Source organism: Embleya sp. NPDC127516 (assembly GCF_044765325.1).
In the GTDB taxonomy this organism is placed as follows: domain Bacteria; phylum Actinomycetota; class Actinomycetes; order Streptomycetales; family Streptomycetaceae; genus Embleya.
This window is the reverse complement of the sequence record NZ_JBIWJT010000010.1, coordinates 281614-296836: the sequence shown is the minus strand read 5'-3', so window position 1 is coordinate 296836 and position 15223 is coordinate 281614. Positions and strand designations below refer to the sequence as shown.

Genomic DNA, 15223 nt, shown 5'->3' with positions numbered 1-15223 from the left:
CGAGCTCCGGCCGACAGACCTGCGGCGGCCGGAAATAGGCGGGGATTTTTCGCTGATCGGGGGACTGTGACGAATTCTGCCCGAACCGGGGCGGATCAGCCCCGGACGCGCACCACAGCCACGCCGACGCCGAACCCCGTCACCATTCGTCGTCCGAGTGCCGACGCCACGAGTACATCATCGCGACCGCGGCCATCAGCAGGATCAGCGCGCCGCCCGCGATCAGCACGATGGTGCCGCCGGAGATGTCGCCGTCGTCCTCGCCCCGGCTCACGACGTCGACGCCGTTGCGGCCGGCTTCCCGAGCGACCTCGCCCACACTCGCGACCGGGCTCTCCGCGAGCGTTATCGGGCCCTGTGCCGACGCCTGGCCCGATATCGCGGGCGGCACGGCACCCGGATCACCCGGGTTGCCGGACGGCCCGTCCACGCCCTTCGCCGACAGGTCGACCCGGAGCGTGGTCGCGGGCGGCGCGGGCGCGGTCGGGAAGCACGTGGTGATCTGGTCGCCGAAAATCGCGGTGCTGGTGACCATCTTGCCCGGGGCGATCCGGATGTCACCCTTGGCGTCGAGCGGCACGGTGACCTCGCCCTCGTACGGAGGCACCACGATCTGCGCCGGTGTACCCGGGATGTCGACCCGCATCTTCGGGCCCTGGAGCGTGAGTTCGCCGCTCGCGCCGCCGGAGAGCACGAGTTGGATGGACGGGGTCAGCGGGGTGCCGGGGAACGGCAGCGGGCTGGTCGCGGGGCTGCCGCCGAGGGTGACCTTGATCCGTACCTTGTCGCCGGGGCGGACCGGCTCGCTCGGTGCCTCCAGCGTGATCTGCTGCGGGCCGTCGACCGCGGGCTGATCCAGCGGGATGACGCAGTGCACCTGCACGGTCAGTGGTTCCGCCGCGCCGGCGGACGGGGCGAGCGCGAGCGCCGGGCCGACCGTGCAGCCCAGGGCGAGGGCGGCGCTCGCCAAGCGTGGAGCCGAGAGAGCCATCGGGGGTCGCGTTCCCTTCTGATGGTGGCGAGACTGCGGGTGGGGTGGCGGGACTTGCGGGTGACGTTATTACGGGATTGCGGGTTCGGGTGCGGCGGGAGTCGGCGCATCGGGCCGGGCATCGCCCGGGCGCGGTGGACCGGGGCGCGAGACGGCGGAAGGGCCCTCCGGTCGGGTGAGGACCGACTGGAGGACCCTTCGCGTCACGTGCTGCCGGGTGGAGTTCGACCCGGTCCGCTCATCGTGCCCGGCGCGACGCCCGGCCGGCGCCACGCGCGGACGCGATGTCAGACCTGGTTGCGAATCCGCCGACGGTAGGGCACGAACAACATCAGCGCGATCGCGCCGAGCACCGCGGTCCCGGCCGCCATCGCGAACGCGGTCATGCCGCCGCCGGAGGCGCCGGTGTTCGCGAGGTCGCCGGTGGTGCCACCGGAACTGCCGCCGTTGCTGCCGACGTTGCCCGTGGGGGACTGGGTCAGGGTGGGCGGCGGGGTGCCCTGGTCACCGCTGGCCTTGAGGGTGGCCGACACGGACGTGTTGGTCACCGTGCAGGTCGTGGTGGACCTGGCCTTGATGGTGCCCAGGGACGCGTTGGTGGAGATCTTCAGCTGACCGGGCTTGAAGGAGAAGTCGCCTCCGCCCCACACGTCGAACTTGCCGGTGATCGGACCGTCCAGGGTCAGCGGGTCGCCCGAGTTGACCTTGAGCGCCTTCTCCGGGCCGGTCAGGTCCAGAGACCTCTTGTTCGACCCTTCCTCCACGTCGATGGTGAACGTGGGGATGAACTTGAGGTCGATGTTGCTGCCGGGCAGGCCCGCCGGTGCCTTGCCGACCAGGTTGTCCTTGAACTTGGCCGAGATGTCGACCTTGTCACCCTTCTTGGCCGTGCTGGGGACGGTGATGGTGACGCCGTAGGTCGCGGTCGTGTCCGGGATGTTGACCGGGAAGTCCTCGACCTTGGTCTTGCACGCGTAGTCGACGTTCACCTCCTTGCCGTTCGGCGGCCCCTGGGTGCCGGGCGGCTCGGTGGTGGGGGGCTGCGAGGTCGGCGGCTGCGAGGTCGGCGGCCGGGACGACGGCGGCGGGGAGGACGGCGGCGGGGTCCCGCCCGCGTCGACCTTGATGGTGCCCAGCTTCGGAGTGCCGTTCACGGTGCACGGCACGTCGATGGCACCGGCCGCGTTCAGGACCAGCTTGGTCGGCGTGATGTCGATGTCGCCGGTGGCGTCGGACGGCACCTTGATCTTCGCGTTGAACGGGGGAAGCGTGATCGGCTGCCCCTCGGTGACCTGGATCTTGCCGCTCTCGCCCACGATCTTCGTGGTCTGGGTCGAACCCCCCGACGCCTTGGCGTCGAACGTCGCGGTGAAGTCCACCGGGTCCGGCAGACTGACCGGCCCGTTGACGGGGGTCGCGCCCATGGTCATCTTGACCGTGGCCTCACCGCCCGGCGCGGTCTTGCCGGTGGGCACCTCCATCGCGATGTTGAAGTCGGCGGTGACGTCCGGGGAACCGGGCGGGTACGGAATCTGGCAGGTCATGTTGACCTTGACCGAGTCGGCCGCCTGCGCGGCCGGCGCCAGCACGACCATGCCGGTGCCACCGGCCACCAGCATGCCGCCGATCGCGGCTGTGGCGAGTCTTGTCTTGGCCTTGCTCATCAGGTTGTGCTCCCTTCGTCGGGGCGGGACCCACCCCGTCGTTTCGGTCAGCTGAGCGTGAGCGTCAAGGTCGCCGAGTAGCTCTCGGCCGACGTGTTCCGGTCCGGCAGCCGCAGGGTCAGCTCCGCACCGACGTCGAACTCACCCCCCGTGACACTCGGTGATGACGATGTCGAGCACAGGGTCGCCGTGCGGCTCGACTGCGCCCGGTTACCGGGTTTCGCCGAGCTGGGATACGGGCCGCGTCCCGGGTGTGGCGTGCAGTACGGATCCCAGACGAGGTTGTGTGCCTCGATCCGGGTTCCGTTCTCCGCCCGGAAGTCGGACATCGCGCCGGTGAGGGTCCACCCGTTGCGCGACCCGCGAAAGTCCTGCACGAGCATCGGATTCAGCGCGCCCCTGGCGGTGCCGCTGACCCGATCCACGGTGAGCCGGCTCTGTCCGGTGCTCGGTGTACTGACGGCCAGGACGCCCGGGTTGATGTTGCCGTCCACCCGGGCCGGGGACCGAGGTTGCTCGATCCTGGTGTCCCAGTCCAGGTCTCCCCCGCCGGAGGTCGATCCGCCGCCGTCGCTCCCACCGGAGGCGGACCCGGATCCGCTGCCGGACACCTCCGGGCCGGTCGAATCCTCGCTCGGCAGAGGAGAGTTCGTGGGTTCGCCGGCGCCGGTGGGGGCGGGCCGGAAGGTGCCGCCGCCGCTCGGGCCGGCCTGATCGGTGACGTTGGTGTGCGACGGCCCGAACTCGCCGCCGCCGGGGCCGTAATAGAACCCGAGCACGGTGCCGACCACCGCGGTCGTCGCGATCAGGGCGCCGAGCCCCTTGCCGGGTCGCCTGGTCATCGCTGCGGCCCCCCGGAGTCGCCGGCGCGCGGATGATCGTCCTCGCCCGCCTCGGAACCCGCGTACAGCGGACCGCCGATCACCATCGTCTCGACCATCGAACGGATCGGCCGCTTGCTCAGGTCGACCGGTTCGGCGCCGACTTCGGACGGGCGCCGATTGGCCGTCCTGGGTTCCGACGTACCGTCATCCGCCTTGTCCTCGCCGGACTTGCGGTTCTTGTCACCCCTGGTCAGGCGCGACGGCGGTTCGGCCAGGCCGACTTCGCGCTCGCGCTCGCCGGCACGGCGGGCCCGCTGCTCGCCGATGAGTTCGACGATCCGCAGGAACAGCCGCCACGCCGTCACCGGCACCACGATCACCAGGAGCGCGCCGAAGATGTAGACACCCCACGGACGACCGACCTCCAGGGCCTGTTCGTCCACGACCTGGTTGTCGTACATCACCCGCCAACTGAAGGTGCCGTGCTGACGGGGTTTCAGTTCCACCGGGAGCGAGATCGTGGTGCGCTTGCCCGGCGGGATGACGATGTGCGACTCGTAGTCTTCCCACGTCGGGGCGTAGACCCCTTGGTAGAAGCCGATCCGGAAGGTCGGGTTGATGATGGGCTGCTGACCCATGTTGCCCACCTCGATCCGGAACCGGCGCTGCACGGGCGAGCCGAACCACGTGAAGATCGAGTCCTCGCCGGCCATGTGGCTGTCGATGAAGACGAGTCGACCGGGTGTCTTGACCGTCTGCGGCAGCGGGGCATACGGCGCTCCGTCGATCTCCAGCGGCACGCTCGCGTCCTTGGCCGGGCCGTTCATGATCACCGCGATCCGGACCACACACGGGCACGGGGACGGCGGGATGGCGGCGGTCAGGGTGATCGCGACGTTGCCGCCCGCGTCCACGGTGCCGCTCGCGGCACTGGCCGCCGCGCAGTTGACCGTGCCGCGCAGGCCGTTCTCCCCGCAGATGCTCGCCTGGAGCAGGGAACCGGGGGTCCAGTCGCCGCCGACGACCGAGACCTTGTCCCCGGCCGCGACCTTGCCCGGGTCGATCGACGCGCTCGGTCCCGCGCCCGGCGCAGGGTCCGCCGCACGCGCGGGCGCCGTGCCGCCGAGGGCAACCAGCCCCAGCAACAGCACGGCGATCAGCGCGAGAGCGGTACCGCGCGTGCGGCCGACCCGAACTGCGTGACTGACCCGGTTGCCCATGATCAACGGCCGACCCCCGCGGAATCGGCGGAGTCCTCGGCGGCCGGCGCGTCCGTGCGAGGGCGCGCCGGCGGCTGCTTGCCCTTCGGGCGCTTGACGGCCTTCTTGGCGGGTGCGGCTTCGGTGGCGGGCTCGGTGGCGGCGCCGGCGGTGGTTTCGGTGGCCGGCTCGGCGGCGGGCTTCGCATCGGGCGCGGCCGGCTCGGACGCGGCGTCCGCGACGTCGGGCACTTCCTCAACGGGCTTGTCCATGGCAGGAGTTTGCTCGGCGGCAACCCCACCCGACACGCCGGCCTCGTCGGCCCGCTTCTCCTCGACGGCGTTGCCGTCCGCCTCGTCGCCCTCGCCCGCTGCGGCCTCGGCCGGCTTCTCCACGGTCGCCGCAGCCTCGGTCGACTCCCCTGCGGTCGACTCCCCCACGGTCGGCTCGGCCTTCGTGCCCTTCTCGATCACGACCGGCTCGGCATCGGCCTCGGCGACCTCGGCCGGCGTCTCGCTCTCCGCCTCGGCCCGCTCGGACTCCCCGGAAGTCTCCGCCGCCACCGCCGCCTTGGCGGGCTCGGCCGGCACCGGCTCCTCGACCGTCGACTCGGTCTCGGTCTCGGGTTCCCCGGCGGTCTCCGCGTGCTCCGCGACGGTCTCGCCGGCGGGCGCGGGCGCGGCCGGGATCGGCGGCAGCACGGTGGTGTCGTCGGTGGGACCGACCGGGCCACCCGGCGTGGCCGGGTCGCCGCCCTTGCCCTTGCGACGGTTGCGCCACAGGCCCCAGCCGACGCCGGCGACCAGCAGGAGCGCGGCCAGGGTGACCAGGCTGGGCCACGGCACGGCCGTGTACGACGCGCTCGCGTCGTCCTTGACGTTCTGGTCCGCGACCTTGCCGTCGACCTTGACCGTGACGTGGTCCAGTCGCGGAGCGTCCTTCCACTCCACGACCTTCTCCACGGTCGAGCCCGGCAGGATCTCGGCGCCCTCCTCGACCTTGCTCATCAGCTTGCGCCCGAACAGCCCCTCGGCCTTCAGATCGAACTTGGGGCGCAGGATCACGTTGCCCCGGTTGATGATGCGGTAGGTGATCTTCGCGTCGCTGGAGCCGAAGAACTGCCCGAAGCCCGCGTCCCGTTCGACCTCGACCTTTTGGATGTCCATCGCCGGCAACGCGTCGCCCTGCACCCGCAGGTAGACCCGGGCGCCGATCTGGCGCTGGATGTTGACCTTGATCTGGCCCTGCTGCTGGGTGCCCTCGATCGCGGTGTTGAGCGCGACCACGGCACCGGGGTGGTCACCGGGGGTCGCGTTCGGCGGGATCACGATGTTGAACGGGACCTGGCGCTTTTCTCCCGGCTGGAGGGTCAGCGTCTGGTTCTCCGGCGCCACCTGGATCCAGGTACCGACGTCCTTCTGCTTGTCGGTGACCGTGCGCAGCGCGAAGCCGCCGTCGCGCGGCGTGTTGTACGCGTCCGCGCCGAACAGCTTCATGGTGAGCGGCGCCTGGCTCGTGTTGTGCACCGTCACCACGTCCGGGACGGTGGTGCCGGCGGCGCCTTCGAGAAAGAAGTAGCGACGAGCGTTCTGGCTCGTGCCGTCGGGCACGTACGGATCGACCGACCACTCGCCGTTGCCCGCGGCCGACGCGGGGGTCGGCGCGACCAGCGTCAGGGACGCGAACAGCGTGGCCAGCACCGCGAACACGGTGGCCAGGGATCGGATACGTCCGCCTTGCCGGCGGCTGTGTGGGGCCGGGGTGCCCGTCATCGGTGTCTCCAGCGAGTCTGTGTGCTGCGGATCGAAAGGGCCGGCTTCGGGAGCGGATCCGAAGGGCCCGCGCTGTGTGCCTGGGTGATGCGGGCGCGGATCGGGCGGGTGCGGTGTGGGCGGGACGGGCCGGCTGCCCGCCCCACCCTCCGCTCTGCGTCGATCCGCAGCGGCCCGCTCCGGCGGACCGTGCGCCACGGATGGTTTTCCGCGGCGCACGAGCCCCCGGTGTCGAGGCCGTTCGAGGTCTCCGCGCCGGACGGGTCCGGTCGGAGATTTCGGTCAGGAGATGGAGAGCGTGAGCGTCGCGCTGTAGTTACCGGGCGCCTGGTAGGCCGGAACCGCCAGGGACAGACCCGCGTCGGCAGCGAACGTGCCACCGGTGACGTCCGCGTTGGGCGCGGATGCCAGCGTGGCGCCGGTCTTGCCGATCGGGCCCGCGCTACCGGCCACCGCCTGGCTCGGCGATCCCTCGCCCGGGGTGACCTTCGGCGTCCAGGAGAACTTGTCCGCCGGGATGGTGCCGCCCGCGCCATTGCCGAAGTCGGTCACCGCACCGGTCAGCGTCCAGCCCGTGGCGCCGCCCCGGTAGTCCTTGACCGTCACCGTGTTCAGCGCGCCGGTCATGTTCTGCTGGGTGCCGTTCAGGGTCACGTCGGAAAGCTTGATCCCGCCGTTCTCCTGAGAGATCGTCAGGGCGCCGCCGGCGATCGTGCCGGTGAGGTCCTGCTTGAGCGAGCCGACCGGCGGTGCGCCGTCGACCGTGAACGGGGCACCCGCGGACAGCGTGCCGCTGGTGTCCTCGGACGCCGCGATCAGCGTGGTGTCGGCCTTGTTGACCTTGACCTTGGCGGTGAACTTGCCGTCGGTGCCCGCCTTCGCCATCACCAGGCCGGGAACGTCCGGCTGCTGGGCGGCGTTGGTCGGGATCACGTACACGTCGGCACCGGGCGTGTAACCCTCACCGTTGACCGTGACCTCGGTGCCGACCGGCCCGTGTGTCGGGTTCAGGGTGAGCTTGCGCGGGTTGCTCGGCACGTCCGCCTTGACCGTCACGTTCGAGGTCTTGGACTTGTCGCCGACGGTGACCTTGAGCTGGTACGAGCCGTCCGCGACCGTCGCGCCGATGGTCGCGGTACCGGCCAGCGCGCCATCGGTGACGGTGAGCGCCCCGGTGACCTTGGTCGCGTCGCACGCGTTGCCGGTCGAGTCGCACAGTTCGACGGTGGGCGTACCGGCCGGCCAGTTCGTACCGGCGACGGTGAGGGAGCCGCCGGGCTTTACCTGTCCGGGTGTGGTGGTCAGGGTCGGGTCGAGCGGCGGGGCTTCGGCGACCTTGTAGGACGCGGCGACTCCGTTGCTGCCGGTCACCTGGCAGGTGGCCGTGGTGATCGGGTCCGGCATGCCTTCCAGGTAGACGTCGAGTGCGAACGTCTTGAGCGTCAGCTCGATCGTGGTTCCCGGCGCGGCCTGGGGAATGGCCAGGTCGGCGGTGAACTCGGGCGGGTTGATCCCCTGTGTGGGACCGATGTCCGCCTGGAACTGCGGTGCGGTCAGCGTTACTTCGCCACCGGTGCTCAACGCGAAGGTGTACTTGCCGACGAAGCCGATGTTGGTGAACGGGTCGTCCGGCCGCAGCGGGTTCTCGCCCGCGTCGATCTTGGCCTGCACGGTGGCCGGCGCGTTGCCGGTGTTCGGCGTGAGCGCGACATCGAACGTCTGCTTACCGGACTTGTTCCAGTTCAGGATCGGCTCGGTGCAGGTCAGGTCCGGATTGACCGAGGCGGCGGACGCCATCGGCGCGCCCGCGACCAGCCCTGCGGTACCCGCGATCATCGCGACGCCAAGCGACGCGACAACCTTCTTGCTGGGTTTGAACATTGTGGTGCTGCTCCCTTCAGGGGGTTACCACCGGTCGCCGGGGGGCGGGGCGGTCGAACACCACACCGGAGCGAGTGCCGAGGAGCGTCGCACTACCGTGGGCCCGGCGCTCCGGTGCCTTGCCTGGGGCGGTCGCCTCGCTCGAGATCCGTTGCACGCGGCCGAGGCGGCCGTCTCACTGTCCGTCGAGCCCGAGCGGGACACGGATCGTGTGCTGCGAATTGAAACCTGTTACAGATTCTGGCGTGCCATTCACGCGCGATCGCGCCGCATAGTCAATAGCCGCCGGCAAGCGGCGCGGTCGGCCTCCCAACAGCGAAGGCCGACCGTCCCCAGCGATCGATCAGGCGTTGCGCGAGGCCCGGACCCGACGGGTGGCGAGCAGTACGCCGCCGATGCCGAGCAGACCGACGGTGCCGCCGAGCAGGCCCATGGAAAGCGCGTCGTCCAGCGGACCGGTCTTGGGCAGCGTGCCCGAACCGGTCGTCGTACCCGACGTGGTGGTCCCCGACGTGGTGGTGGAACCCGACGTCGTGGAACCCGAGGTGGTGGAGCCCGAGGTGGTCGAACCCGAGGTGGTGGAGCCCGAGCTGGTGCTCCCCCCGGTCGTGCTCGCGGCCGGCACGGTCACCGAGTAGGCCACCGGAGGACTGGTGTCGGTGATGGCGCAGGGCACGTTCAGGGTCAGTTCCGGGTTGAGGACCTCGATCTTCAGGGCGAAGCCCTTGGGGAGCAGGTCCACCTTCCCGGATGCCTTCTGCGGCACCGAGACGTTGGCCTGGAACGAGGGCACGTCGATGCCGACGTTGGCCACGAGGTCCAGGGTGGCGGTCGCGCCCACGGCGGTCACCGTCGCGGACCCGCCTTCGTACTTCGCGGTGAACGTGACCGTCGGGGTGATCTTGACCTTGGTGCCCAGCGGCGAGGATGCCGGGCTCACTCCCGGGTCGATGGTCAGCTTGATCGACTTGCCCGCCTCGCCGGTGGCCGGACCGGTGACCGTGAACGGCTGGGGGCCCGTCTTGTCCTCACCCATGGCCGCTCTGACCGTGGGGTCGCTGAAGTCGCATTTCACCGTCGTGTTGACGGGGGCCGCGCCGGCCTGCGGCGCGAACGCGAGCATGCCGCCCGCCATGACGGCGAACGCCGCCAAGCCGCCTGCGGTTCGCTTAATGGGCCTGCCCATACGGTGGTTCTCCCTTCGGGGGGATTTCTTGCTCGTCGAGAAGTCCTGATCGGAACGGCCGGAGCGACGCGCGCTCAGCAGGGCCGGTCCGGCGTGTCGGCCTGCACCGACCCGGCACGCGCCCCGACGCATCGGGTACACGCGGTCGCCACACCCGACTTCCCCCTTTCGAGGCGCGGACCGGGCGGGAAACCGGACCACGCAAGCACCGGTGGGACACGCCTCGCGTTCCCTGGAGGGGGCTTCCCTTGGCGCGTCCGGGAGACATCGAGACTGTTCCAGTACTTGATGTCACGTCAGATCTTCGGGTGACGGTACGACAAGTGGCATGAGCGGACAACAGCGAAAAGCAGAAAATCTGCATCCGTCGGACACGGTTCCATATCGCGCGGACCTGCGAAATCACTGTGTCGACAAGACGGTTGACAGGTCACCACAAACTCGACACGTGTCAAGTACAAGTGATTCCCGAAGGGCCCCACAAACACGGAAACTCCGGACTGATTAGCCCGGAGTTCCGTTCGGCCCGCGTCGATGTCGACTACGAGACGGTCACCGCCGCCGTCTCGGCCAGCGGGATCTGCGCCTGGAGCACTTGCCCGTTGTACACACCGAGGATGCCCATGGACACCCGGTACTCCCCGGGCGCGAGTGGTTCGGTGTCGGACCTCAGGATGGCCGTGCCCGCCGTGGCGGCGGTGAGGCAGTCGACGTACTCCCCACCGATGGACACCCAACCGCCCCCGGCCGCGCGCTTGGACAGGCTGTAGAGGACACCGCACTGCGTCCAGCCGGTCGGCGTCGCACTGTTGAAATCGATGTAGGTCGACGCCTGGAGCGTGCTGCCGACCTTGGCCAGACACGCCGTACCGAGCGTGCCGCCGTCGGGCGCGAACGTCCTGGGTCCGTCACACGTCTGCCAGTTGTCGTTGACACCGGCCGTACCCGCGGACGCGGGAGCGGCGAATCCGACGGTGGCGGCCAACATTCCCGCCGCCACGAGCGCCTTTGCCTGGACCGAAGCACGCATGCTGATTCCTCTTCCCGGGGTGGGTGTCACGGCGCGCGGGAGGGCGCGCCGGGTGGAGCGGCACGTACGGGTCTGCTGGAGCGCGGCAAGCCTGACACGACTTCGGATCGCAAGCCGGCGCACTGCCCGGGTGACACGTGTGCAACCGAAAGTTGGCGTGCTATCACCGTGTGTCGCGGTGGCATGTCCCGTTTCCCGGCGAAAGGTTCCGGTGCGACGTCACCGAACCGGACGGTTTTCGGTCTCATTCGGGCGGAACGATCCGTTCCGCCCGGATGGGCCTTGCCGTGTCGAGATCCGTATGGAACGCGGGTGATCGGCCCGTCGCCGCGACCGTGACACTCGGCCGTGTCGACGACGACGCTGCGTACCCACGCCCCGCGAACCCCGTCACAGCCGCACGGGATCCCTTGACACCACGTCAGGCGAGCGGAATCAATGGGCATTTGGCCCATTTATGGAACACGTTTCAGGCCACCCCGAGATCCCGACGGACCGGGGTCCGACAGGAAGGGAGCGTCCCGCGCATGGTTCCACCCCGCAGGAGGCTGTTCGCGATGCTGGGGGCGGGCGTGCTCGTCGCCGGCGCGGCGGGTCTCACGGCGGTCGCACCCGGGGCCCAGGCGGCGCCCGTGGAGCACGAGGTGAGTTGCCGGCCTCCGCTCCTGGGCGGTCCCGACTTCACCTGGAAGCCGAGGATCGAGCTGTTGGTGTCACCGCCGAGGCAGGGCACGTACAAGGTCGGCGAGGAGGTGACCGTCACCTGGCACTGGGCCACGCCGCCGCGCAACCCGTGGACGTGGACCGGCGTGCTCCCCGATGTCGAGACGCCGAACGCCACGGTCAAGCTCTCCAACGCCCAGGTCGGGGACATCGCGCTCACCGGCCCCGCGAAGCACCCGGGGGTCGGCGGCTCCCAGCCACTCCCGGTCGCGGACCTGACCGGACGGTTCACCATCGCGACGGAGGGGCGGATCGACCTCGCCCCCGGCGCTTACGTGCTCAAGCAGTTCGCGTTTCGGGACTCCCCCTGCACGCCGGTGCACCCGGATCGCCTGCCCGTGTCGGCGAGCATCCAGGTCGGCCTGTCGCAGACGCCGGGCCCATCGGCCGGCGGCGGTTCGGGCAACGGCGGCTCGTCCGGTACCGGAGCGGGCGGCAACACCGGTACGAATCCGGGCGGCACGCCCACCACCGCGCCGCCGACCGGCGGCACCACCGACCCGACCGCGGGCACCGTCGGCGATCCCACGCTCGGCGGAGCGGGCACGACGCCCGGTCCCACCACCGGCGGGACCGTGCCACCCCCGCCGCCGAGCATCCCCGCGCTCCCACCGGCCGCCGCTCAGGTGCCGCAGACGCCGGTGAACGCCGTGGCCGGACCGCTGTTCATGCGCCAGGACCAGGCCGGCGTGACCATGCCGCAGTTCCAACCCAACGGCGACGCACAGCGATTGGAGGGCCGGCTGAACCCGGTGTCCATCGAGGATCGACGCGGCAGCACGCTCGGCTGGACGCTGACCGCCCAGGTCAGCGACTTCGTCGGCCAGGGCGGCGAGATCGTGCCCGCGCAGCGACTCGCGTGGATCCCGGCCTGCACGACCGTCGAGGGCCCGCCCGCCACCGTCGGCACCGGCATCCCCGGCACGGTCGGCGGCAGCGCCGAGGTGTTGTGCCGGCAGAACCCGAGCACCGGCGCCGTCACCGGCGGCGCGTTCGAGGCCAACGCGCTGCTGAGTCTGTCGCTCCCGAACGGCGCGCGCTCCGACACCTATACCGGGAACCTGACGCTCAGTCTGAGCTGAGTCGCCGCACCGAACCGGGACGCCCTCCTCGCCGCGCGCGAGGAGGGCGTCCGCGTGTCACCGGGGCGGATCCCGTGACGGTGAATCGGTGCGTCGGCACGGGGCGCCCGCCGCGTTCGGGCGCCGCGCGCCGGCCGTCCCGACGCCCTTTCCCGCCCGTCGAATCCGCATACAAATCGTTGCCGCCGGATCGCGTTCCGCTGTTGACTTCGCAAACGCCCCCGGGCTCAATGGGAGGCGCTGATTTCTGGAACAGGTTTCATCAGTAGGAACGACCGGGTGACGACAGCGGGGTCGGGTGTCGCCCCGCCGACGTCGAATCGGCGCACGGCACCGAATCGACCGCCCCGCGCCGCGCGGGTCACCGACGGCGGCGGACCGGTCCCGGTGTGGTGTTCGACTGCCCGCTCCCCCGGCGGGCCAGGCAGGCATCCCGAGGAGGGACAGCACCACATGCTCAGACCAAGAACCAGGGAAAGTACTGGGTCCGGATTCCGCAGCAAGCGCATGGCCGGCGTACTCGGTACCGCCCTCGTGGCCGGTGCCCTGGGCGTGGGCGCGGGGGCACAGTCCGCGAACGCGGCTCCTGTGACGTACAACGTGCACTGCGTACCGCCGAGCATCGGTGGCGGTCCGTTCGACTTCGACGCCCAGGTCGACCTCACCGTCGATCCGGTGAAGCCGAGATACAACGTGGGCGACGAGGTCACCGTCTCCTGGACCTGGAAGGACGCGGCGAAGAACCCGTCCTCGGTGACCGTGAACGCGGACGCGGTCAAGCCGCGCGGCAAGGTCCTGGTCACCGGCGCGCAGGGCGGCGAGATCGCCATGGAGGGTCCGCAGAAGAACGCGCAGACCCCCGGTGGCGAGAAGTTGTGGCTGTCGACCATGACCGGCAAGCTCAAGATCACCAAGCCGGGCGAGCTCAACCTCTCTCCCGGCGGCTACACCAGCACCGCGAACATGTTCGGCAGTTGGGACACGCCGTGTACGCCCAACGGCACGCCCGGCGTGGGCACCACGCTCAAGGTCGACGGCGCGGTCAAGGCACCGACGGCGACGTTCGATCGAAACATCGCCCGTCCCGGCTCGACCATCGACGTGACCGGCGAGAACTGGCCGATCGGCGCGAGCGGCGTCACGGTGCAACTGTGCGATCGAGAAGGCAACGCCTGTGCGGCGGAAGGGGCGTCGGGATCCACCCTCACCGTCGACGCCTCCGGAAAGCTGGCGGGCAAGGTCAAGGTGGCGGCGAATGTGCCGGATGCCGTTCGTCAGGTCAGGATCGGCTCGGGCACGGCGTCCGTCCTGGTGCCGATCTCGGTCGCCAAGGACGCGCTGCGGCACTCCGAGCCGGTCAAGTACGGCGTGCGCTACACCCCGGCCTGGGGAAACGGCCCGGTCTTCGACTGGGAGCCCGAGGTCGCGCTCTCGGTGACCCCGGCCAAGCCGTGGTACGAGATCGGTGACGAGGTCACCGTCGAGTGGAAGTGGATCGGCTATCCCCGCAACCCCTCGAGCTGGGTCGTCGCGCTCAAGGACACGGTGACGCCCAGCGGCACCGTCAAGATCTCCGGCGCCCAGACCGGCGACGTGCAGGTCACCGGCCCCAAGGGCAACCCGGCGTCGCAGGGCGGCAAGGTGCTCGAGGTCGGCGACATGAAGGGCAGCCTCAAGATCACCAAGGCGGGTCGGATCGATCTGGCGCCTGCCGGATACGGCCTGAAGGTCATCACCATCTCGTCGAGCGGCGCGCCCACCGGTACTCCGGCGGCCTCGCACTCGATCGCGGTGGGCGCCCCGGCCCAGGCGACCCTGATCGTGGATCGGAACCTGCTCGAGCCGGGCGACGTAGCCAAGCTCTCCGGGGCGAACTGGCCTACCGGCCAGGGCAATCCGCAGATCCAGTTGTGCGCGGAGGACGGTTCGAACTGCACCGGCTCCGGGTTCGGCGCGGGGTCCGGCTCGGTGGCGCAGGGCGGAGCACTCACCGCCCAGGCCACCCTCGGCGCGAACGTCGCGCCGGGCAACTACCTGGTCAAGGTCACCGTCGGGATCACCTCGCTGACCGCGCCGATCACGGTCACCTCGGCGGTCGTACTGCCACGCGCGATCACCGCGACACCGGACAAGGGCCCCTCGGGCACCAAGGCGCACGTGACGGGGAAGAACTTCACCCCCGGCGCGCCCGTCGTGCTGGAGACCCTGGACGGCAACCTCGCGGCGACCGGCGACACGGTCGAGACCACCGCGGTCACGGACGGCACGTTCGCCGTCGATCTGACGGTGACCAAGCCCGGAACCACCCAGATCCGGGCGTCCGAGAAGAGCGACCGCAACAAGATGGCGCTCGCCGCGTTCACCTTCGAGGGTGGCGGCGGTCCCGGCGAGGAGCCGGGCACGCTGTCGATGACCCAGGCCGGAAACGGTGTCGTGCTCGCGGACGTTCCGTTCGCGAACCGGGATCAGACGATGACGGGCAGTCTGAACACGGTCACCGTCACCGACGCCCGCAAGGGCACGCTGGGCTGGCAACTCACCGGCTCCGTCTCGGACCTCAAGGCGGATGGCGGCTTCTCGCTGCCCGCCTCGGCGCTGTCCTGGACGCCTCGGTGTGCCGTGTTGGACCCGAACTCGGCGAGCCCGGTCGTGACGGGGTCCGCGGGTACGGTCAACGGCGGCCTGCTGTGCAGCGCGGCGGCGTCCTCGGACCCGGCGCACAAGACCGGTGGCGTGTTCACGGCGGACGCGGGCCTGTCGCTCGCGATCCCGGCGTACCAGGCGGCCGGCACCTACACGGGAACCCTGACGCTCACCGTCTCCTGACGGCGCCTCAGCCCTGCTCGGGGCGCTCACCGACACCTTCCGAGG

General features: G+C 70.5%; 10 protein-coding genes. 2 read left to right on the top strand and 8 right to left on the bottom strand.

Annotation, left to right across the window (positions count from 1 at the left end; genetic code table 11):
• Nucleotides 1–139: 139 nt before the first annotated feature.
• From ACIRL2_RS21495 to ACIRL2_RS21460, 8 genes are all read right to left on the bottom strand, one after another.
• Entirely contained in the window at nt 140–970 is an 831-nt protein-coding gene (locus ACIRL2_RS21495; protein WP_402234013.1) for a hypothetical protein, read from the bottom strand.
• A gap of 308 nt (nt 971–1278) precedes the next feature.
• The gene (locus ACIRL2_RS21490; protein WP_395870582.1) at nt 1279–2655 is read right to left on the bottom strand and encodes a hypothetical protein; all 1377 of its coding nucleotides are present in this window, start codon (nt 2653–2655) and stop codon (nt 1279–1281) included.
• A 47-nt stretch (nt 2656–2702) separates the two neighbouring features.
• The gene (locus ACIRL2_RS21485) at nt 2703–3497 is read right to left on the bottom strand and encodes a hypothetical protein (protein WP_402234011.1); all 795 of its coding nucleotides are present in this window, start codon (nt 3495–3497) and stop codon (nt 2703–2705) included.
• Entirely contained in the window at nt 3494–4705 is a 1212-nt protein-coding gene (locus tag ACIRL2_RS21480; protein WP_395870578.1) for a hypothetical protein, read from the bottom strand. Before ACIRL2_RS21480 ends, ACIRL2_RS21485 begins: the two co-directional genes overlap by 4 nt.
• Nucleotides 4702–6450 carry a WxL protein peptidoglycan domain-containing protein gene (locus tag ACIRL2_RS21475; RefSeq protein WP_402234009.1) on the bottom strand — a complete coding sequence of 583 codons (1749 nt, stop codon included), beginning with the start codon at nt 6448–6450 and terminating at the stop codon, nt 4702–4704. The genes ACIRL2_RS21480 and ACIRL2_RS21475 overlap by 4 nt, the downstream gene beginning before the upstream one ends.
• Before the next feature lie 282 nt (nt 6451–6732).
• Entirely contained in the window at nt 6733–8331 is a 1599-nt protein-coding gene (locus tag ACIRL2_RS21470; RefSeq protein ID WP_402234007.1) for a hypothetical protein, read from the bottom strand.
• Between the two features lie 343 nt (nt 8332–8674).
• Nucleotides 8675–9517: a hypothetical protein gene (locus ACIRL2_RS21465; RefSeq protein ID WP_395870572.1), complete on the bottom strand. Its 843-nt coding sequence runs from the start codon at nt 9515–9517 to the stop codon at nt 8675–8677.
• 541 nt (nt 9518–10058) lie between these two features.
• Complete coding sequence (locus ACIRL2_RS21460; protein WP_395870570.1) at nt 10059–10547, bottom strand: hypothetical protein; 489 nt, start codon at nt 10545–10547, stop codon at nt 10059–10061.
• A gap of 527 nt (nt 10548–11074) precedes the next feature.
• Between ACIRL2_RS21460 and ACIRL2_RS21455 the strand changes: the two genes are divergently transcribed.
• Both ACIRL2_RS21455 and ACIRL2_RS21450 read left to right on the top strand, forming a co-directional pair.
• The gene (locus ACIRL2_RS21455) at nt 11075–12352 is read left to right on the top strand and encodes a hypothetical protein (RefSeq protein WP_402234005.1); all 1278 of its coding nucleotides are present in this window, start codon (nt 11075–11077) and stop codon (nt 12350–12352) included.
• Nucleotides 12353–12805: 453 nt separating this feature from the next.
• Nucleotides 12806–15178, top strand: coding sequence for a hypothetical protein (locus ACIRL2_RS21450; RefSeq protein WP_395870566.1), 2373 nt, complete (start codon nt 12806–12808; stop codon nt 15176–15178).
• Nucleotides 15179–15223: the final 45 nt, after the last annotated feature.